Source organism: Vibrio sp. Hal054 (assembly GCF_037162405.1).
Classification (GTDB): Bacteria; Pseudomonadota; Gammaproteobacteria; order Enterobacterales; family Vibrionaceae; genus Vibrio; species Vibrio diazotrophicus.
On the sequence record NZ_JARLUT010000001.1, the window covers coordinates 2,305,824 to 2,325,201 of the forward strand.

Genomic DNA, 19,378 nt, shown 5'->3' on the forward strand with positions numbered 1-19,378 from the left:
GTTTTATTTAAAACGAAAAGCCGGACATTTAGCCCGGCTTTCATCTATGTGATTATTCTCTGTTTATCGAGCTATGCCTTTACAGCAAGGCTCGCTAGCATCTCTTGAGAAGGCGCGAAGAAGTAAGCGCCAGTTACAGCGTGAGTAAAGCGAAGTAGTTGGTCTGTTTTACCATCTGTCAAACCATACATACTTTCTAACATCACTTTCATGTTATGCAGTGTATAGCAGTAAGAGATAAACAGCAGGCCATGTTCACCACTTGCGGTACCATACGGTAAGCTGTGACGAACTATCTTCAAACCTTTACCTTCTTCTTTAATATCAACACGACCTACGTGTGAAGCGGCTGGAACGTCATCTAGCTCGATGGAATCTGGCTTAGTACGGCCGACTACTTTTTCTTGAGCAGAGATGTTTAAACGGTTCCAAGCAGGAAGATCATGCACAAAGCGTTGTAGCAATACGTAGCTACCACCCGCAAACTCACCATCCTGAATCAGTGCAACCTCTTGACGTTTCCCATCTTTAGGGTTTTCGGTTCCATCGATGAATCCAGTCATATCACGAGCATCTAGGTAGCGGAAACCGTAAGTCTCATCCACGACGGTCACATCTTCAGCCGTTTCGGCTAAGAATGTACGTAAAACGTAAAATAGCAAATCGTGACGAGTTGAATGGCAGTGAATCAGTACATCAACATCTGTACTAGGTGCTACAACATTACCTTCACCCAGCGGTTGAAAATCGATCAGCTCTTCAGGCATCGCCACATCAAGCTTTTGCCAAAAAGCTCTAGTAAAAGAAACGGATACCGATAAAGCCGCCCCCGGTTGATTCGCATTAATATCCGCAATATGTGCTGGCAACGCTTGAAGCTGCTGTAAAACATGAGCGTGGTTTTGACGAATTTTCAAAAGGCTATAGAGTGCAAATGGACCTGCTTCAGGCAGAATTGCAGTCTGTGACATTGACATAAAAAATCCTCACTATTCATTTATGCTCATTGGCTATGGACTGAGTGTAATTAAAAACTATTTCTTTATGTTGACCGTGATCATGAGTTCACAACGATCATGTGCGATACAAAACAGGGACTTGAAAGCAATCTCTGACACTACGACTGTTATAAACATACAGAGCAAACCACAATAAAAGCAACATACTCAAGGCAGATATCCAGCTAAAAGAGCCGTTCTGAAGATAAACGTGGTATCCGGTTTGAACGAATTGTGCCAGTGTCGTTAACAACGTCACCTCTCTGCCCCATTTAGCGGATAATATCGCCCAGCGCCTGTCAGGATGCCTTAACCCGACCAACCACATCATAGTAATACTCGGTACGCCCATCGCTAAACCCAAATACAACATTGAGTGATCAGGATAAATCAAACCTAGAATTTTCGGCCCACTGTCGCGACTGGCTCCAGCCATCACAAATACAATCCAAGCTTTCGACAAGAAAAACCAGCCTAGCCATAACCATTTAGGAGCCTTAAGAAAGCCGTTAGCATCGTATTGTTCTATTGAATAACGCACAGTGTTCCATCTGAATTTACTACTTTTGTTACACAACCACTTTAACCGAATGGTTTCAAATAGCTATACGTAATCTCTGATTGAAGCGGTAGATACGAGATTCAGAATGTAAGAAAAAGGCTCATGTATCTTTCTAGCCAATTATCAAAGACGTCATAGTGACAGGTAAACAGAACACCATGACAGATAGAGAAATTAAACGGCAGAGTTGATCTAGAGCCCTTCATCAAATATGTCAGTTCGTGATAGGGTTTAGCCCTATTCACTACCAAGACTAAATTCTGCATTTATGAACAAGAAGATCGTTCCTTCGGAACAAACTCAGCAAGAGGCATTGGCGGTCGCTAGAGCAATTCAAAAACCGGGACAAACAAAAGAACAGACCAAATTAATTGCTCAGGGAATAGAGAAAGGCATAGCTCTGTACAAAAAACAGCAAAAAGAGAAAAACCGCCAAGCAGATAGAGCACGTAAGAAAGCGTTAAAAACAAAGCAAACCAGTGCAGAAACTCAAGAAAGCGAAGAGTTTAATGAATTCGACGCAACGACAAGCACATCAAGCTTTTTACCTTGGATTTTACTGGGCTTAAGCTGGGCAGGCTTTATTGCGCATTGGTTTGTACAAAACCAACAATAAGGAAAAAAGCCAGCAAAGCTGGCTTTAAAATCCTAAGCTCGCCGCAATGTCATTTTTGCGGTCAAAAACCCATTGGCTATCAAATGGTCCCCAGTCTGATAATTGGTAGTAACCATCGTTATGACGTCTACCATCCTGAACAAACATGAGTTCTATACCAATTCCCGGAAGCGCTTTAATCACGTCCTGAATAGTACGACGTGGCCATCCCGTTTTCTCAATAAGTTTAGGCACATTTGGCCGCTCAAGGCTTTCCACTAACAAGGCTAAATACAGACGCCTAGCAAAAACAGGACTCAATTCCATTGATACCTCCTAATCAATACAGGACTCATTATTTCTTTTTTGCCTCGAAACGTGTTGCGTTTGATCAATAACTTTTCAATACCATGCAAATCAGAGCGTATTTTCTTGTCACGAACCCTTTTGTCACGAGGCTGGCTTCCTGTTAGGATTTGGCAAACAACGATAATTCAGCCTATATACACAAGCTTGGCTTTGTAACCCTCGCGGTTGCAGGTTCAGTGAGTGGGGAGATAAAGGAAAAGTACTAATGACTATTATGTATGGCATCCCAAACTGCGACACAATCAAAAAAGCGCGTAAGTGGCTTGAAGCAGAAGGTGTCGAATACCAGTTTCATGATTATAAAAAACAAGGGATCGACGCTGAACTCGTGAAAGAGTTTTGCCTATCGCTTGGTTGGGAAAATGTGTTAAATAAACGCGGCACAACCTATCGTCAACTTAGCCAAGAGCAGAAAGACACGTTGAATGAAACCAACGCTATCGCTTTGTTGATTGAGCAGCCTTCAATGATTAAGCGTCCGATTGTTCGCCATAATGACAAACTAGAACTCGGCTTCAGCACTGCGAACTATGCGGCTCTTTTTAGTCAATAATTTTACTTAATAAACCGTTTCTTTTTTTAACAAGGATTTCAAGGATGACAGATAGCCCTGTTTTGGCTCTCGCAAAAGATTTAATCAGCCGCCAATCGGTAACCCCAATCGACGCAGGTTGCCAAGATTTAATGATTCAACGCTTAAAAGCGCTCGGTTTTGAAATCGAATCTATGGTGTTTGAAGATACAACCAACTTCTGGGCTCGCAAAGGCACTGAAGCACCGCTATTTACCTTCGCAGGTCATACTGACGTAGTTCCAGCCGGTAAGCTGGAGCAATGGCATACTCCACCGTTTGAACCAACCATTATCGATGATCATCTGCATGGGCGTGGCGCTGCAGATATGAAAGGTTCACTGGCTTGTATGATTGTTGCTGTAGAACGCTTTCTTGCTGAAAACCCGAACCACAAAGGTTCAATCGGATTTCTAATTACTTCTGACGAAGAAGGCCCGTTCATCAATGGTACAACCCGTGTTGTTGATACCTTAATGGAACGTAACGAAATGATTGATATGTGTATTGTTGGCGAACCTTCAAGCACATTAAAAGTGGGTGATGTTGTTAAAAATGGCCGTCGTGGATCGATTACTGGTGACATCACCATTAAAGGCACACAAGGTCATGTGGCCTACCCGCACCTAGCAAATAACCCCGTACATCAGTCTCTTCCGGCGCTGGCTGAACTGGCGACCATGAAATGGGATGATGGCAACGAATACTTCCCGCCTACCAGCTTCCAAATTCCAAACGTGCATGCTGGGACTGGTGCATCGAATGTCATTCCGGGTGAGTTCAATGTTCAATTCAACCTGCGTTTCAGTACCGAGTTAACTGCTGACGAGATTAAACGTCGCGTTCATTCAACTTTGGATGCTCACGGTTTGGATTATGACCTTCACTGGACACTGAATGGCCTGCCATTCTTAACAGATACAGGTGAACTGCTTGATGCTGTGGTTAAAGCTGTGAAAGAAGTGAATCATCAAGAACCACAGCTACTTACAACGGGTGGCACATCTGATGGTCGTTTCATTGCTCAAATGGGTGCACAAGTAGTGGAACTGGGGCCTGTGAATGCCACCATCCACAAAGTAAACGAATGCGTCAGCATCCATGATCTTGAGCTGTTGACCGATATGTACCAAAAAACGCTGGAAAATCTTTTAGCGTGATGGAGAGCCTATTCGCGTGATAATGACCGCTGAGCAATTAACAGGTAAAACTGAATCCCATTTAACGGAAGTGCTGGTTGGACAGAAGTATTTTCTCGTCCATCCTGCTGTTAAAGATGATTTGCTGTCACTCAAAGAGGCAGCAGATAAAGAAGGTTTTAACTTCAATATTGCCAGCGGCTTTCGTTCCTTTGAACGCCAACTGGCGATCTGGAATCGAAAAATGTCAGGTGAAGCAGAGCTCCTTGATGAGAACAGCCAAATCATCGAGTCGCAAAATCTGAGTGATGAGCAAAAAATCGCAGCGATTTTGCGTTGGTCTGCGCTACCGGGTGCAAGTCGTCATCATTGGGGAACCGATTTTGATGTCTTTGACAGAAATACCATCCCAAGCGAATGCGGTTTGAAACTGGAGCCCTGGGAATATTTACAAGACCACCAGCACCCTTTCTACCTTTGGTTACAAGCGCATTTAGCTGACTTTGGATTTTTCTTCCCTTATCAGGAAAATGGCTCTGGTGTCGCTTTTGAACCATGGCACATCAGCCACAAAAAAACAGCTCAGGCTTGTTTGCAACAACTCACTTTAGATCAATTGTCTACGCAACTGGATTCTGCGCCCATTTTAGGTAAAGAGTGCGTGCGCCAAGGGCTTGCAAAGATCTACAATCAATACATCACTAACATCAGCACTCGCTAACGGCAATCAGCATGATAGAGTTTCTTTTTAACCCGTGGGTCATCTCAATCGTCATCGTCAGTGTGGTGATCGGTAATATTGCTGCATTGAAATACACAGCGAATATGAAATACGGTCAGCAGAAGAAAAGCGATTTAGATAAACTCAATGAGCTTGATAAGCAACAACACCAAGACGACAACCAGCACAAAAAATAAAGGACGCAAAAGCGTCCTTTATTTTATCTAACGAGTACTCAGCGTTATTTCTTATCAATTACCGCTGCGAGTACTGGAACCATATCTTTCAACAAGGCTTCTTCAACAGGTTTACCTGATGAATCGGTCACGTTAATCGAAGTACGGTTACCCAAATCACCAAACAGAAAGGTGTAAGTTCCCGGTTTTAGCGCTGTAGGTTTGACGCCAATCTCTTGCCAGAACTCATCATCCGGTAACGCATATTTCGCTTTTACAGTACCTTGAGACTGACTACGTTCTTCAATCGTAAAGCCCATATGAGGCAGAATGTTTGGTAAACGAGGCCAAAGCACGTCATAAGAAGAACGAGCAATAATCACAGGTAGACCACTACGGTCTGCGCCCATTGAAATTGGAATCTGTTTGACTAGCTCTTGTGCTTTTCTCGCTGCTTCTTCACGAGCGTCAAGATCATAACGAGTCGTCACTAAATTCGTCATCAAAGCGTTGTAACGCTCTTTATTGGTTGTTGAAACTGGCATCTGCTTGCCATCTTCACGCCAATCAATCAGCGATACTTTAAAGCCGTAGCGATTATTATCTTCGACACGAGTCACTTCGTAACGAGCGCCTAACTCGACGTCTTCATCTTCTGCGACCCAAGAAACCCAATCTGTTTCAATTCTGTCATTGGTTTGAGAGAGGATATTGATTTTGCGCTCAGCGATCACTTTTAAGACCGTATCCCAAACTTTATCCACTTCATCCTTACGAACCATCCACAGTGAAACTTCACCTTTTTGGCGTTCTGCACGAGCACCTGGGATCAGTTCCAGAACTTGTTGTGGCGGACGAATATCAACGGTTTGGCCTACACCGCCATGATAGTTCCCCTGCGGGATATCAAAATTTGGGTAAAACTCTGGAGTCGCTCCCTCTGGTAGCTGCCACTCGCTGAAGCTTTTCGTCTCTAGGTAGGTAAAATCATCTTTGGCTTGGCGGCGATGTGTCGAATTTGAACAAGCACTTAAAACCAAAACAGCTAGTGAACTTATAACTAGCTGACGCGTAAACTTCATTGAAACTCCTAAAATGCACCGAGGTGTAAAAACACCTCGGCATTGTATGGAAAGCGCCTTAAAAAATACAGGCTTCAGTCATTGCTTGGGCAACAACTGGTTGAGCTTGTTCAGAAAGAGGTGTTAAAGGTAGACGTAGATCACCAAAAGAAATCAAACCCAGTTTGTGAGCAGCCCATTTAACGGGAATCGGGCTTGATTCGACAAATAGATTTTTATGCAAAGGCATCAAGCGTTGGTTAATAGCTTCTGCTTCTTCAAACTTACCTTCCAACGCAAGGTGCGTCATGTTCGCCATATCTGCAGCGGCAATGTTGTTCGTTACCGAAATAACGCCTTTGCCACCCAGTTTAATAAACTCTAAACCTGTCGCATCATCACCGCTAAGCAGAATGAAATCATCCCCACAAAGCTCACGATGCAGTGCTACACGGCTTAGGTCACCTGTAGCATCTTTAATTGCAACAATGTTGTCTAACTTTGATAGTCGAGCCACTGTCTCAGGTTTCAAATCAACTGCCGTACGACCAGGTACGTTGTACAGAATAATTGGCACTTCTGTCTGTTCAGAAATGGCTTTGTAATGCTGGTACAAACCTTCTTGTGTTGGCTTGTTGTAGTATGGAGTCACACTCAGAACGCCAGCGATACCTGTATTGTTTAGTAGTCGACTGAAGGTAATGGATTCGTGAGTCGCATTTGCACCTGTACCCGCAATCACTGGAATACGGCCATTGGAATACTCAACGATCTTCTCTACAACTTTGACATGCTCTTCGATGGTCAGTGTGGATGATTCACCTGTCGTACCTACGGCAACGATAGCATCGGTACCAGCGTCAACATGGTAGTCAACAAGCTTCTTCAGACTTACAAAGTCGACTTCGCCATCTTGGGTAAAAGGTGTAATTAACGCTACGATACTTCCTGAAAACATGTCTATCTCCATAAATAAATGCTTTCTGCATGGTACTGCATGGGAGTTGAAAAACACAAGAGGCTAAGAATGCCTAAATGCTCCTTAAGAGTGAATATTTATCACATGTTGGAGCTTTCCCCCACCTAATCTCTTATCGACCATTGTATATAAGCAATCCTTCCACTTGTTAGAGGTCGGTCATATTTAAATAGCCGCTATCTTGAGAGCTTTTTTCTATACTTAATTTATGGAGTGGTTATCCCCAAAATGAGTCGGCAATTTTCACGCAAAGCTTGTGATTTAACCTGATAAGTATAGATAACGATGTAATCAAAACGCCTTAGTTGCAACAATAGTATTGTCACTTTAATTAACAAAGGAAAGTAACCACATCATTGGGGTTAATTAATGAAAAGTTGTGCTAACATGCCAGAAAATAACAAAGCGAAATATCAATATGACTCAACATCTTGTGATCACAGCAGTAGGAACGGATCGACCTGGTATTTGTAACCAAGTTGCGAAATTAGTTACGCAATCCGGCTGCAATATTGTCGATAGTCGAATTGCTTTATTTGGAAAAGAATTCACATTGATCATGCTGTTATCGGGGAATACCAACAGCATTACCCGAGTGGAGACAACACTGCCACTGCTCGGACAAGAACAAGATTTGATCACTATTATGAAGCGAACGTCACCGCATGATCACCAATCCAACGATTATATCGTTGAAGTCTATGTGGAATCTGATGACCGCCTTGGTTTAACCGAGCAGTTCACTCAATTCTTTGCTGACCGCAACATCGGTATGGCGTCACTAAGTGCACAAACCATCAGTAAAGATAAGCTGCAGCGTAACAAAGACCAATTCCATATCGCCATTACCGCTCACGTAGATTCGGAATATAACCTTATGCAGCTTCAAGAAGAATTTGAAGCGCTATGCACCGCTCTTGATGTACAAGGTTCGCTTAATTTTATAAAAAGCAGTCAATAAGGAAGAACAATGAACACTTTAAAAGCAGGCGCGCCAGCTCCGGCGTTTTCACTATTAGACCAAGATGGTAATCAAGTTACCCTATCTGACTTTGCTGGCAAAAAAATTCTGTTTTATTTTTACCCAAAAGCCATGACGCCAGGTTGTACCGTTCAGGCACAAGGCTTACGTGATGTGAATGCTGAGCTTGAATCCATGAATGTGGTAGTACTAGGCGTGAGTATCGACCCTGTCGCTCGCCTTGGTAAATTTATCGCCCGCGACAACCTTAACTTCACATTATTGTCAGATGAAGATCATCAGGTTGCCGAACAGTTCGGCGTTTGGGGGACCAAGAAATTTACCCTTACAAATTTTTTATGACAAAAAACCTTGATATTTTTTTATGACAAATCTATCTTTGATATGTGGGTAACATATCGAGGATTGTTCTGTGATAGAAACGCATGAAGAAAAATGTTCCGATGTTTATGATGACTACCGACTGCTTTCCGTCGAGGTCGATACATTAGCAAAGCTAAGAATTTCTGCGAATATCAATACTGAATCTGGAGAGGTGACGCACTCTCCCTACCTTTCCCCTTCCAATCTGGAATCACGCCTAAAGAAAACCGATATCATCATTGCCCCTGACGGGACTATTGTTTACCCACAATCCCTATACCTAGTGTCTAAATTACGTGGTGAAGATGCTGTCAAAGACACCGGCTCAATTGCAAAAGGCTTGCTAGCATTTACTCGTTATTTAGATTCCACTCATTACTCTCAAGTTGATGAAGAAGGTAAAGAAATACCACCTGAATATCTAACTTATAAAACCCTATCGAAGTATGAAGAAGAAGGTGTACCTTGGCGATTTGCTACGTTCCTACTTGAGAACTGCAATAACATTGAAGGTGCTCATGGCGATGAAGCTTTTAGTTTATCTACAGCTAGAAGTTATATGAGTGCCGTGATTGGATTCTATAAGTGGATGCAAAAGTACGGCTACATTAAAAATGACGATCAGAATATTGTTACCCACTACACAACTGGAACAATGCATCAAGAGTTAAACCAGCACGATATGTTAGCTCACACAAAACCAGGCTCTAACCGTTCTTATGAAACATCCAATATAATGAAGAGGTTTCCTAAAAAAGAAAACACTCCCGCCCATAAAAAGCTCAAGCCCATGCACCCAGAGCACAAGGCTTTATTTAATGAACATGTAACTTCACTGCCAAAGGCGACAGAATTAATCTTTCGGCTATGTGTCGAGGCAGGGCTAAGAATTGATGAAGCCATTCACTTCCCCGCTCACGACATAGGAAAGGCTGACTACAGTGATTTAGATGTAGTGCCAATCAAAATTACTCGCACAAAATTCAGTAAGGAACGTACCGTAGAAATTCCCATTGAGCTGTACGAAGAGCTAGAGATATATAAAGAAAGTCACGCACGACTAAAAAACCTAAACAAACGCAATGAGCTTGTTCAGGCTGGTGAGATTTTAGATGCCGTAGATTACCTATTTATTTCAAATAAAGGGACTCCATACTCAGGCAACACTTTGGAAACGCACTTTTCAAACCTTCGAAAACAGATACGCGAAGTGGACTCATCTTGGTATTACCGTATTCATGATTTACGTTCCACCTTTGCAACTCATTGGCTTTGGCTCGAATCGAAAAGTCGTGCCGTTGACTACGACTTCCTAATGGATGAATTGGCTACACTAATGGGGCACGAAAGCACGTCAACCACTGAAAAATACATTAAATTCATGAATAAATTGGACGACCAAATCAAAATGGCTAAAGCGAAAAACCGCAAGATAAACGGAGGTTGGTCGTAATGGCGAAAAGTAAAATCGCAAGACAGTCCGAAGCCATTAAGCATGTGCGCAACACTCAAAATGTCATTCCTTTGAATCTGACGATCCCTTATAAAGATTCGAAATTAACTAAACCAAAGCAGTTCGATGTTTCTCATTTATTGCACTTAGGGTGTAACAAAGAAAATGAAAAAGTAGACAGCCGAACCGTATTTATCAGGCGCTTTTGCGAGAAAGCCAACCAATATGTCAGTAATGGTAACTCAGCAAGGACCATCGAAGGCAACTGTGCAAATTTAAGTGCCTATCTTGCTTTTTGTGATGCGGTAAATGTTGACCCATTTACGGAAAGTGGGTACTTAAAGTATGCAGGCAACGATGGCGAGTTAAGACATCGTATCAAGATGTATCGTCCTTCAAAACGCCTTTGGGAGTACACTCATGGTGATGAGTTAGGCATTAAAGAATCGGCGGTTTCAACAATGCTTTCAACTCTGCGTAATGCGCTCGATTGGTGTGGCGTGCCCGCTTCCTCTTGGGCTGTACTTCATAGGGGATTTACAGGAGAAAAAACGCCATATAAGGGGTACTCAGATGAGGAAGAAAAGCTTCTTGTGACACGGTTAGAGGCGTTATTCTTCACTCTTGCGCCACAGCTTATTGCTGCCAAAGAAAACAATATACCCTTACCAGAAACTCTTCCTCTTATTCTTGCCCTTGCTGAACATGAGGAAGTGATTCAAATCCCGACATCATTGGACTCGAGAAGGGGCGGAGTAAGTAAAGGTGGCACAAGCGTTAATGTTGGCGCAGCCTTTAATCTCACAATGGGCGCTGCCTACCATCTGTTGTGCTTTTTCACTTCACTCAATGACAGCAACATTCGAGATATTGCCCACCCAATTAAGGTTCATACAGAAGAAAGAGATAAGAGCCTACAAGTGGTAAAAGTCTCAAGCCATAAGCCTAGAGCGAACAAAACAGTCGATGCTCTATTGGTGGGTGAGCAATTTGACGTTGATAAGCGTGATGGGGTGAAGTTTATTAAGTTACTAGAGCGACTGTCCAAACTGTACGGCAACAGTGAAGATGGCTCTGTATTAATTTTTGCCCTCAATAATCACGCTGAGGTGAGTGATACCTTTCGTTTGAATGAGCTAAATAAACAACTGGTTAACCAACTACACCTGTTATCTCCGCATCGGGCTGGCAACCTGCCTTGGTTTAAGGCGCTGTTTTACGCCTACCGAAACCAACAAACCATCACGTTAAAGAAAGTCATTAATCACCTAGGTCGCACTGTTGTTCATAAAGAACTAAAGGCAATAAGGAGAATCAAAGCAGTGCAAGGGGCGACCAATAGCGCCTACTGTATTTTATCTTGCTACACCGACTTACCGCTTAAAGGGATTTTACTTCCGCTCACATACTCCGAAAAAGACAGCAATGGCAATGTTACCGTTTCTTTTAACTATAGAAATGGCATAGGTGGTTTCTTTAAAATACCAGCCTCTGATTTAGCTTTAATCAAAGATATTGAGCAATATGCTAATGATAACGCAGACAAGCAGCCAAAGAAATATGAACGTCTACTTTTAACGAGAAGTAGCCACTACGTTCCTAAAGATTGGGAAGGCATCAGCCCTATTTCAGCAACGTTAATGACTACTTGGTCTGTTGAACCAAATCATTATTACATATCTCTTCAATCGAGTCGCTGGCGAGAAATGACCAGCAACCAAGCCTATGCCGAAGGTGGTATTCAAGGTGCTCAAAGCTTACTCCAAAACGCGAAGGAAACGTTAGACAGAAGCTATCTGAACGGGCTTTCATCACTGAATAAGGTCATCATCTCTCAGAGTGTAGAGGTCATAGAAAACCTCGATGATGATACGAGCTTAGAGCAAGCAAAAGACATTGTAGCGAAAAGGCGTGGTATTCCGATGTTGTCACACGATGAGGGGAAGAAAAAGCGCGAAGAAGGCAATATTAAAACTAACCCCAACGGGCTAACTTGTAATGGGCAGCAAGTCATTAGTGATGGTAAGAACACGCAACGTGAAACGAACTATGCGCTAGGCATCAACTTACCTTGTGCCGAATTTGATATGTGTCACAAGTGCCAATCGGCCAAAGCGGTAGATGACGTTGAGGCTATTTATAAGCTCATGTCATACATCGATGTTCTTAAGGAAATCCTTGATATGTACCCTGATTCGAAAGGGGATATTCATGAAAAAATTGAACAGTATGAGTATACGCTAGATGGGGCGAGTGATGATGTATTCGATGAGGCTATGAAGCGGTTTAATACCCAAGGTCGTCACCCAAGAGTTTCCATCGACCACGCGCTTTTATCCCTATAGTTACGGAGGCTCACATGATAAAACTCACTGACCTAGAACATCAAAACAAGCTTCTTAAAGCACAAGAACATGTTGGCGCTCATACAAATTACCTAATGGATGTATTAAAGCCAGCTATTGAGCGTGGCGATTGGGATGAACTCGAAAGCCTTGATATAGGCTTTATTGTTACGGGTGAATCATTAGGCAAAATTGGCGATGATGACGCTTGGAGAAAGCTACAGCCTTATTTTGAGCTAAAAGCAAAGCGAATCATTACCATAGATTTTACGCTCGATGGTAAAGTCATTGAGCGCAACCTAAAAAATCAGCTTAAAACCCTCTTACTTAAAATGATGTGGCTATCACCTCATAACCATTCGTTTAAAACTCTTTGGTATGCATTAAATGACCTAAAAAAAGTCATCACCCCACTGTTAAATGAAGGGTTTAATTCGCTGTCTGCTTTGGACTTTGACCGACTCGAAACGTGGGCTCTAACCGGCTTTACCGATATCGATTTTGAAAGAGAGGCGATTTACAACGGGTTAAATCGCCTATACAAAGAAGCGAGAGGCTTACCGTTTGAAGTTAACTTAACCAAAAAGCTTAACGCCTCTGATTTTGGTTTAGTAATTAAAGAAGCGCAGCAGAATACCGTCATCCCTCAAAGGCTCTACTATCTGGGTCTTCAAAAGTCAGAAACCCTTATCAATGAAGCTTATACCCTTCGTGATGAGCTAGAGCAACTGGCAGAATACATCGCCACCTACTTTAATAAGGCGTATGAAGGATATGCGAAGTATCTGGTCAGTAATGAAGCCCGATTCAAAAACGGTAACATTCAATGGTATTTAGTGAAGAATCATAAAGAAAGCAAAAAGCGCACCCTTGCTTTTCAAGACGCCTTTGCCGCCCTTCATTCTCCAAATGAAAAAGAGACACTTGCTCTCATACGCCTTCATAAACCAGGAATAAAGACCGACTACATTGATAAGTTCCACACCGAACGTAAGCTAACGATTGGACAGTGGACAATCACCAATCTAATAGAGGCTCAATCGCTTTTTAAAACGCTCAATGGTGGCTGCCTATGGGGATTAATGGCTCGAACAGGAATGAGAGCCGATGAAATGTATGGCCTAAACACTGCTCAGGGCTGCACAACTGAAACAATAGACCGCCAGAAGATACACGTTATCCACGCCAACTTATCCAAGACAGCCAAAGGCTCTCAATCAAAACAAGATGAGTTTGTCACAACCGAAATCGGCATGAAAGCCTATGAAGTCCTTCAAGCACTGCATACACCACTCAGAAAGCGACATCCTAGCTCACAATCGTTTTTCCATAAAACAAAAGAGGATTTAAGTGAAATAACCAAAGACCAACTAAGTAAACACTCTCGAGCTTGGTTTGAAGGTGCGATGGGCGAAGAGCTTGCGCTGACCAATGAAGACATTATTGACCTAAAAACCTCGGACCCCAACTTATCGTTTGAAGTAGGTAACGATTATGCATTTACAGGACATCAACTTCGCCGCTCATTTGCTTACTACCTGATTGGATACGAGCTTTGCAGTTTTCCGCAACTCAAACAGCAGTTTAGTCATGTCTCTATGGCAATGACGCGGCACTACGCTAAAAACGCCAGTAAATTCCAAAAAATCCGACAAAAGAAAAAGACGCTAGCACACGAAATTGATGAGGAAAGAATCGACCAGAAAGCCCGCATCTACTTGAATATCTATCAGAAACTGGCAAACAAGGAGCGAGTTGCCGGAGGAAAAGGCAAAGAGTTTGCTAAGAACATGATGAAAACAAACCGAAATTTATTCAAGGATAAAGTAGATAACGAGATGTTATCTCTGAACTATTGGAAAAAGCAAATTCGAACTCAAAACCGACACATTCATGCGGTTGCGCCAGGGATATACTGTACTTCGACCACCTGCGGTTTAAGAACGCTCGTTAACCTAATGGAATGTGTAGACTGTAAGAATGATTACATCGTGGATGCCGTATTTGCTGAAGCAAAGCGTAAAGAAGCCGAAATTCACATGCTTTATGATATTGAAAACAACGAACTCACTCCTCAAACCGCCTCTGAATCTTACATAAAAGTTCAAGCTGCTGAACGCATTATGGGTGATTTAGGTATCGACTTTGAGCCTGTCATTTTCCCTGATGAAGTTAAGAACTTACTTATCCCATACGGAGTGATTTCATAATGTCACAGATAACCAAAAATAAGCTAATCAAAGCATTGGAAAGGCTACTGGATGGTGATGTAGCGAAGTTGACATCGAGAGAGCTGCGCAATAAAGCGCGAAAGGGCAAGCTCAAAATCAACAATAGCAATGTTGAAAAAGAAGCGGGCCTTTCCGCTGGCGCACTCAGAAGGCATAACGACGTTGTTTTAATGATAAAAAATAAATCATTAGAAGTACAAGTTGCTCAGGATGAAACCGCTGACTCCCCTATTGAAGTGCTTCAAAAAGAAATAAAGGCACTCAAAGGAGAAAGAGCACAGGCAAATAAGAAGAAAAAAGAGTATTACGACGAAGCTCAAAGCCATAAAGATGCGTTAGCTGTTCAAGCAGCCACTCATATTAAGGTCGTTCAAGCACTAATGGAGATGTTACATGAAAGTCAGCGAGAAAAAGCGATGGATAAAATCGTATCGTCTCGTTTAGACAATGTTATTGCACCCCAATTTAGAAAACCAAAGTAGCGTTTAGCGCTGCAACTAAAAAAACGTCCTGTTTAGTGTAATCACTAGACAGGACACTAAATTAACGATAAAAACGTACACTCTAACGTAATAAAAATGCACTAAAAAGGACGTAGCAAATAACGCTACGCCACATACTATTAATTGAGAAAGTAAGGACAAAACCAATGGCAATCGAAGCTGGACAAACCGCACCAGATTTTACCCTAAATGACCAAGACAATAACCCAGTGACGCTATCTGAGTTTCAGGGAAAAAAGGTACTGCTCTATTTCTACCCACGCGCTTCAACACCCGGCTGCACAGTTCAGGCTAAAGGGTTACGAGATACTAAAGCTGAGTTAGATGCCCACAATGTAGTTGTTCTTGGTATCAGCCCAGACACACCGCAAAAATTAACTAACTTTATCAACAAGCAAGAGCTTAACTTCACTTTGCTAGCCGATGAAGACCACACAGTTTGTGAAAAGTACAATGTTTGGCAACTCAAGAAATTTATGGGCCGCGAAAATATGGGCGTTGTAAGAACAAGCTTCCTGATTGATGAGTCTGGCAAACTTGAGCATGTGTTCAACAAGTTTAAGACCAAAGATCACCATGAAGTTGTATTGGACTACCTAAACAACAATTAACCGTCCAAGAACAATTAACTCTTCAACTTGGGGGCAGGCATGATTGGCTACATTCGAGTATCAGATTCACAAAGAGCCGATGGCGAATCACAAAGAGAAGCGATCAAAGCGTACGCTGCTAAACGTGGCATACAAATAACGGATTGGATAGAAGAGCACGTGTCTGCCACCAAGACAGAGTTAAGTGAGCGGAAGTTATTTTCTCTCATCACCTCTCAACAAAGTATCATTGTATCGGATATCACTCGGTTGGGTCGCCATAAAGTTATGGAGCTAGTAGGTGCCATTGGTCAAATAGCCTCATATGGTGAACTACATTTAGCATACAACGATACCATCATAAGCTCAGAGAACGTTGATAATGCTGAAATCATTTTTACAGTTATTGGGCAGTCTTTTGCCAGTGCTGTAGAAGCCCAGAAGCGCTCTGAGCGAGCTAAAGCTGGTCACGCTAAACGTAAAGCCAAAGGGCTATTATCTGGCCGTCAGAGGGGGCAGAAGGTGAAATCAAGGCTTGATGAGCATACAGCGTTTATATTGAATCTTCTCGACACCAAGACCACCAAAGCTGAAATTCTTAGGCAACTGAACGAACGTGGTGTATCGATTTCTCGAAGTCGGTTCTACTCTTGGTTGGAAGCCCGTGGGCTTCATAGCAAAAAAGCTGAATTTCAGGTGGGCATGTTCTCATAGCAAGCCTAGTTTGCCTGACGTCCCTCACTTTTCGCTAACTCGTTTTGGCCCCTTTCCTTGTTTCAGGGCTAATTTCTAACTACTCACTATGCTATAAATTATCTAATGCCATTTTTGAATCGAGAAGTAAGTTATGAGTAAAAAACGGTTGTCAGAAAAAGAACTGGTTGAGGGAATAACACCCTATACTGCACATGTTGATGAGCTGGCAACGGTAACATTGGATGAGATGGGTCTTGAACTCTCAGAAGGTGACTACAAAGCCGCTTTGAAGAGAATAGAATTTCTGTTTGATGCAGCCGAACCAGGAACTCCCGAAGGTGACGAACTCGAAAGGTTAGCTGCATTGGTTGAGGAATATGAGGAAAAACACTTCCCCATTTAACAACAGCAACGCACTTTTGTCGAGTAGACGACACCTGTTACCAAGTGTCGTCCCTCTAAGAACCCAGCGTGCAACTTTCACCGCACTAGGCTCAAGCCTTCACGAAGGCACCGATTGGCACCCAGCAACTTACAAAGCAGCGAGAGCAGGCTCATACCAAGAGTTACGGCATTGCCTCTTTGACTTTCTCTTTGCCAAGTATTCTTGGTATTGAGGGTCAAAAGGCGTTGCGGCACTCCTAATTTTTACATGTCTCTCTATTGGCACCTTGGCGATTTGAAACAGATTGAACTGACAATCCATATTCATGAGCTTCTGCCAACCGTGAAATTGCCATTGACCTTGACGGTTGATGAAGTATTTAAGGGCGATCCAAGTTCTAGACTTAGTCGGATGACGCCTTTTAGCCCAGTGCCATAACGCGTGAAATAGCTTGTGACCTACATATCCGAATATCTGTTTAGCAACACAGTGTCGATAGTAATTCGACCAGCCCCTGAGTTTCGGATTTATCAACTTGATTAAATCGTTAACGGGGATGGTTGCGTGCTTTTTGATTAGTTCACGCAAGTTACTCAAGAGCATCAGAGTGTTGGATTTGCTCGGTTTAATGAGCAGTTTTCCTTTGAACTTCCTATGATTGAAACCTAGGAAGTCAAAACCACGGCTGATGTGGGTAATGTGCGTTTTCTCTTCGGAGAGTGTTAAGCCTCTTTCCGCTAAGAACTCAGCAATCAACGGTTTGATATCGTTCTCCAGCACCTCCTTTGAAGCACAGGTGACGACGAAATCATCGGCGTATCCAATAAAGTTGGCTCTCACCCCCTTTTTGAGGGCGGTAGATTTTATGCGTTGTTCCAGACCAGCAAGAGTCATCAACATCAGAGTTGGAGATATAATTCCGCCCTGCGGTGTGCCCTCGACGGTATGGTAGAACAATCCTTTATCTATATAGCCAGATTTCAGCCATTGTCCCAGCATCCGTTTGTCTGCTGGTATGTTTTCGATTAGCCATTGATGTCCAATTTTATCGAAACAGGCTTTAATATCTCCCTCGAGTATCCATTGCGCGGATTTCTTTTGACTTAAACAGATGAAACACTGTTGAATCGCATCAGCAGTGCTTCGATTAGGTCGGAAGCCATAGCTATTGGGATCGGCAACGGTCTCCGATATTGGCTCTAGTGCAAGAAGATGAAGCGCTTGCTGCGCTCTGTCTATCATACAGGGGATACCAAGTGGTCTGAGCTTGCCGTTTTTCTTGGGGATGTAGATACGCTTGAGCGGTTTGGCTTGATAAGCTTTTCTGCTCAATTGATTGACAGCTTTCATGCGGCGCGTATCTGTATTCCAGATAACGCCGTCAATTCCTGGCGTTTTACTGCCTTTGTTTTGTGATACCCGCTTAACAGCAAGAAGCTTTGCTGAACGCGAGTGAGTCAGTATCCATTGCAATGCTTTAGCTTTGCCTTGTTTACCTTCTCGTGTTGCCTTTGCAATACGCATCTGAAGCTTTAATACATGGGATTCTACGACTTTCCAATTTATGGATTGCCATTGAGCACTGTCAGGAGATGCACTAATCTCTTTTGAAATCATCATTTGCTTATCTCCTTGAATAAAGTTCTTCAAATTCTCTTGCAACGGAAGACCAGTCGGAAGTCAGCTCACTTTCGTGATCAGATAGGAATCTGTATCTGCATCGTTACAATGCAGCTTTCGCTTTTTCCAACATCCTCTACCTGCATCACTATCGGCCACAGAGGCTTTCCCAAAGGGAGCGATACAGGCTTACCGTGTTCCGTATGTCGCGCAATGTCAGGGTAGATGCCTGCTATGGAGCGGAGAGCTTAACGATCACGAAAGAGCATGGGGCAATCTCTTTCCAACTCTCGCGCCTTTTGGCTACAGCGTGTTAACCACTTCCGCTGCTTGCAAGGATAACGCCCCTTACGCAGATTCACATATGTTCATCATACTGACTACCTAGCACTCACCCGATTCGTGGTTATCAGGAGAGCCGTCCCCTCACGGTTTCGACCCCGAACGGGATCACCCCATTCTTCGTTACATTGTCAGAGCCGCTACTTTATTCAGGCTCCTAGGTTCATCTGGTGATACAGATGGTTCACTCGTTAAGCGGTGAACAGCGCTTCATACGACTTCACGTCGCACGCCCCTTTACTGCTTAGAGTAAGTACTCATGCATTTACAATTCATGATCGCTTATCCTACCACAAGTTATCCGAACTCTGCACAACATCTAGAAATTATATTTCATTGGTCAGCTTTATGATCTTTCGGTACGAGTAACCATTATGTAGTAGTCAGTTATACCTGACCACTACAGTTTACTAATGGTATTCAGCGCTAACCTATTATTCATCAAGATCAATATTGTCGGGTAGCTTGAAATTACGCATGTGATACATATTGTTTGCGTGAAGGCGAGCTTGCTCATTAACACTTAAGAAGTCTATCCGTCCGTTTGGAAGCTTTCTTACTTTAAGTAACCCATCCATAGAGATATTTGCATTTACGTGAAACTTCCCTTGTTTAATCATGTTCTGCAGATAGTGAAATCGTAGTTCAAACTCCGACCTAGTATCTGGTGTCTCCATTGGCTCAAATTTCATATATC

Annotated in this window: 20 protein-coding genes and 1 pseudogene; 14 read left to right on the forward strand and 7 right to left on the reverse strand. The window is 42.8% G+C overall.

Annotated elements, in window-relative coordinates:
* Nucleotides 1-71: 71 nt before the first annotated feature.
* Both P4S58_RS10630 and P4S58_RS10635 read right to left on the reverse strand, forming a co-directional pair.
* The gene (locus P4S58_RS10630) at nt 72-977 is read right to left on the reverse strand and encodes a Dyp-type peroxidase (protein WP_337163939.1); all 906 of its coding nucleotides are present in this window, start codon (nt 975-977) and stop codon (nt 72-74) included.
* Nucleotides 978-1,074: 97 nt separating this feature from the next.
* Complete coding sequence (locus tag P4S58_RS10635) at nt 1,075-1,539, reverse strand: DUF2919 domain-containing protein (RefSeq protein ID WP_102952707.1); 465 nt, start codon at nt 1,537-1,539, stop codon at nt 1,075-1,077.
* Between the two features lie 289 nt (nt 1,540-1,828).
* On the opposite strand from P4S58_RS10635, the gene P4S58_RS10640 reads away from it, so the two are divergent.
* On the forward strand, nt 1,829-2,176 hold the full coding sequence (locus P4S58_RS10640) for a DUF2956 domain-containing protein (RefSeq protein WP_337163940.1): 348 nt from the start codon (nt 1,829-1,831) through the stop codon (nt 2,174-2,176).
* Nucleotides 2,177-2,200: 24 nt separating this feature from the next.
* On the opposite strand, the gene P4S58_RS10645 is transcribed toward P4S58_RS10640, so the two are convergent.
* Nucleotides 2,201-2,482, reverse strand: a complete 282-nt coding sequence (locus P4S58_RS10645; RefSeq protein WP_042484051.1) for a winged helix-turn-helix domain-containing protein — start codon at nt 2,480-2,482, stop codon at nt 2,201-2,203.
* Between the two features lie 247 nt (nt 2,483-2,729).
* On the opposite strand from P4S58_RS10645, the gene P4S58_RS10650 reads away from it, so the two are divergent.
* Genes P4S58_RS10650 through P4S58_RS10665 form a run of 4 tightly spaced genes read left to right on the forward strand, consistent with a single transcriptional unit; the run spans nt 2,730 to nt 5,152 of the window.
* Entirely contained in the window at nt 2,730-3,077 is a 348-nt protein-coding gene (locus P4S58_RS10650; protein WP_102952706.1) for an ArsC family reductase, read from the forward strand.
* A gap of 44 nt (nt 3,078-3,121) precedes the next feature.
* Nucleotides 3,122-4,255, forward strand: a complete 1,134-nt coding sequence (gene dapE, locus P4S58_RS10655) for a succinyl-diaminopimelate desuccinylase (protein ID WP_102952705.1) — start codon at nt 3,122-3,124, stop codon at nt 4,253-4,255.
* A 22-nt stretch (nt 4,256-4,277) separates the two neighbouring features.
* The gene (locus P4S58_RS10660; RefSeq protein WP_102966649.1) at nt 4,278-4,955 is read left to right on the forward strand and encodes a M15 family metallopeptidase; all 678 of its coding nucleotides are present in this window, start codon (nt 4,278-4,280) and stop codon (nt 4,953-4,955) included.
* Nucleotides 4,956-4,966: 11 nt separating this feature from the next.
* Nucleotides 4,967-5,152, forward strand: coding sequence for a DUF2897 family protein (locus P4S58_RS10665; RefSeq protein ID WP_337163943.1), 186 nt, complete (start codon nt 4,967-4,969; stop codon nt 5,150-5,152).
* Nucleotides 5,153-5,196: 44 nt separating this feature from the next.
* Here the strand turns inward: P4S58_RS10665 and bamC are convergent, their stop codons facing one another.
* Nucleotides 5,197-6,213, reverse strand: coding sequence for an outer membrane protein assembly factor BamC (gene bamC, locus P4S58_RS10670; protein ID WP_042484067.1), 1,017 nt, complete (start codon nt 6,211-6,213; stop codon nt 5,197-5,199).
* 58 nt (nt 6,214-6,271) lie between these two features.
* On the reverse strand, nt 6,272-7,150 hold the full coding sequence (gene dapA / locus P4S58_RS10675) for a 4-hydroxy-tetrahydrodipicolinate synthase (protein ID WP_042484069.1): 879 nt from the start codon (nt 7,148-7,150) through the stop codon (nt 6,272-6,274).
* A gap of 439 nt (nt 7,151-7,589) precedes the next feature.
* Between dapA and P4S58_RS10680 the strand changes: the two genes are divergently transcribed.
* From P4S58_RS10680 to P4S58_RS10720, 9 genes and pseudogenes are all read left to right on the forward strand, one after another.
* Nucleotides 7,590-8,132 carry a glycine cleavage system protein R gene (locus P4S58_RS10680; RefSeq protein ID WP_042484072.1) on the forward strand — a complete coding sequence of 181 codons (543 nt, stop codon included), beginning with the start codon at nt 7,590-7,592 and terminating at the stop codon, nt 8,130-8,132.
* A gap of 9 nt (nt 8,133-8,141) precedes the next feature.
* Nucleotides 8,142-8,474 (forward strand): annotated as a pseudogene (bcp, locus tag P4S58_RS10685) (thioredoxin-dependent thiol peroxidase); the annotation flags it as partial.
* Nucleotides 8,475-8,565: 91 nt separating this feature from the next.
* Complete coding sequence (locus P4S58_RS10690; RefSeq protein ID WP_337163945.1) at nt 8,566-9,969, forward strand: tyrosine-type recombinase/integrase; 1,404 nt, start codon at nt 8,566-8,568, stop codon at nt 9,967-9,969.
* Nucleotides 9,969-12,314 (forward strand): hypothetical protein, encoded by a 2,346-nt coding sequence (locus tag P4S58_RS10695; protein ID WP_337163946.1) that lies wholly within the window; start codon nt 9,969-9,971, stop codon nt 12,312-12,314. The genes P4S58_RS10690 and P4S58_RS10695 overlap by 1 nt, the downstream gene beginning before the upstream one ends.
* Before the next feature lie 14 nt (nt 12,315-12,328).
* On the forward strand, nt 12,329-14,524 hold the full coding sequence (locus P4S58_RS10700) for a tyrosine-type recombinase/integrase (protein ID WP_337163947.1): 2,196 nt from the start codon (nt 12,329-12,331) through the stop codon (nt 14,522-14,524).
* Nucleotides 14,524-15,027 (forward strand): bacterioferritin comigratory protein, encoded by a 504-nt coding sequence (locus P4S58_RS10705; RefSeq protein WP_337163949.1) that lies wholly within the window; start codon nt 14,524-14,526, stop codon nt 15,025-15,027. Before P4S58_RS10700 ends, P4S58_RS10705 begins: the two co-directional genes overlap by 1 nt.
* A gap of 167 nt (nt 15,028-15,194) precedes the next feature.
* Nucleotides 15,195-15,659: a thioredoxin-dependent thiol peroxidase gene (bcp, locus tag P4S58_RS10710; RefSeq protein WP_337163950.1), complete on the forward strand. Its 465-nt coding sequence runs from the start codon at nt 15,195-15,197 to the stop codon at nt 15,657-15,659.
* Between the two features lie 39 nt (nt 15,660-15,698).
* The gene (locus tag P4S58_RS10715) at nt 15,699-16,352 is read left to right on the forward strand and encodes a recombinase family protein (protein WP_337163951.1); all 654 of its coding nucleotides are present in this window, start codon (nt 15,699-15,701) and stop codon (nt 16,350-16,352) included.
* Between the two features lie 133 nt (nt 16,353-16,485).
* Nucleotides 16,486-16,737, forward strand: a complete 252-nt coding sequence (locus P4S58_RS10720; protein WP_337163953.1) for a hypothetical protein — start codon at nt 16,486-16,488, stop codon at nt 16,735-16,737.
* 129 nt (nt 16,738-16,866) lie between these two features.
* Here P4S58_RS10720 and ltrA read toward each other — a convergent pair whose 3' ends face one another.
* Together ltrA and avs1c are read right to left on the reverse strand one after the other, a co-directional pair.
* Entirely contained in the window at nt 16,867-18,339 is a 1,473-nt protein-coding gene (gene ltrA, locus P4S58_RS10725; protein ID WP_337163954.1) for a group II intron reverse transcriptase/maturase, read from the reverse strand.
* Nucleotides 18,340-19,115: 776 nt separating this feature from the next.
* Complete coding sequence (gene avs1c / locus P4S58_RS10730; RefSeq protein ID WP_337163956.1) at nt 19,116-19,373, reverse strand: AVAST type 1 anti-phage system protein Avs1c; 258 nt, start codon at nt 19,371-19,373, stop codon at nt 19,116-19,118.
* Nucleotides 19,374-19,378: the final 5 nt, after the last annotated feature.

What these genes read in the sequence shown, in the direction of transcription:
- dapA (WP_042484069.1), bottom strand. Translation starts at nt 7,150, where the DNA reads ATGTTTTCAGGAAGTATCGTAGCGTTAATTACACCTTTTACCCAAGAT.
- P4S58_RS10680 (WP_042484072.1), top strand. Translation starts at nt 7,590, where the DNA reads ATGACTCAACATCTTGTGATCACAGCAGTAGGAACGGATCGACCTGGT.
- ltrA (WP_337163954.1), bottom strand. Translation starts at nt 18,339, where the DNA reads ATGATGATTTCAAAAGAGATTAGTGCATCTCCTGACAGTGCTCAATGG.
- P4S58_RS10700 (WP_337163947.1), top strand. Translation starts at nt 12,329, where the DNA reads ATGATAAAACTCACTGACCTAGAACATCAAAACAAGCTTCTTAAAGCA.
- dapE (WP_102952705.1), top strand. Translation starts at nt 3,122, where the DNA reads ATGACAGATAGCCCTGTTTTGGCTCTCGCAAAAGATTTAATCAGCCGC.
- avs1c (WP_337163956.1), bottom strand. Translation starts at nt 19,373, where the DNA reads ATGAAATTTGAGCCAATGGAGACACCAGATACTAGGTCGGAGTTTGAA.
- bcp (WP_337163950.1), top strand. Translation starts at nt 15,195, where the DNA reads ATGGCAATCGAAGCTGGACAAACCGCACCAGATTTTACCCTAAATGAC.
- P4S58_RS10695 (WP_337163946.1), top strand. Translation starts at nt 9,969, where the DNA reads ATGGCGAAAAGTAAAATCGCAAGACAGTCCGAAGCCATTAAGCATGTG.
- P4S58_RS10650 (WP_102952706.1), top strand. Translation starts at nt 2,730, where the DNA reads ATGACTATTATGTATGGCATCCCAAACTGCGACACAATCAAAAAAGCG.
- P4S58_RS10645 (WP_042484051.1), bottom strand. Translation starts at nt 2,482, where the DNA reads ATGGAATTGAGTCCTGTTTTTGCTAGGCGTCTGTATTTAGCCTTGTTA.
- P4S58_RS10660 (WP_102966649.1), top strand. Translation starts at nt 4,278, where the DNA reads ATGACCGCTGAGCAATTAACAGGTAAAACTGAATCCCATTTAACGGAA.
- P4S58_RS10720 (WP_337163953.1), top strand. Translation starts at nt 16,486, where the DNA reads ATGAGTAAAAAACGGTTGTCAGAAAAAGAACTGGTTGAGGGAATAACA.
- bamC (WP_042484067.1), bottom strand. Translation starts at nt 6,213, where the DNA reads ATGAAGTTTACGCGTCAGCTAGTTATAAGTTCACTAGCTGTTTTGGTT.
- P4S58_RS10640 (WP_337163940.1), top strand. Translation starts at nt 1,829, where the DNA reads ATGAACAAGAAGATCGTTCCTTCGGAACAAACTCAGCAAGAGGCATTG.
- P4S58_RS10705 (WP_337163949.1), top strand. Translation starts at nt 14,524, where the DNA reads ATGTCACAGATAACCAAAAATAAGCTAATCAAAGCATTGGAAAGGCTA.
- P4S58_RS10665 (WP_337163943.1), top strand. Translation starts at nt 4,967, where the DNA reads ATGATAGAGTTTCTTTTTAACCCGTGGGTCATCTCAATCGTCATCGTC.
- P4S58_RS10630 (WP_337163939.1), bottom strand. Translation starts at nt 977, where the DNA reads ATGTCAATGTCACAGACTGCAATTCTGCCTGAAGCAGGTCCATTTGCA.
- P4S58_RS10715 (WP_337163951.1), top strand. Translation starts at nt 15,699, where the DNA reads ATGATTGGCTACATTCGAGTATCAGATTCACAAAGAGCCGATGGCGAA.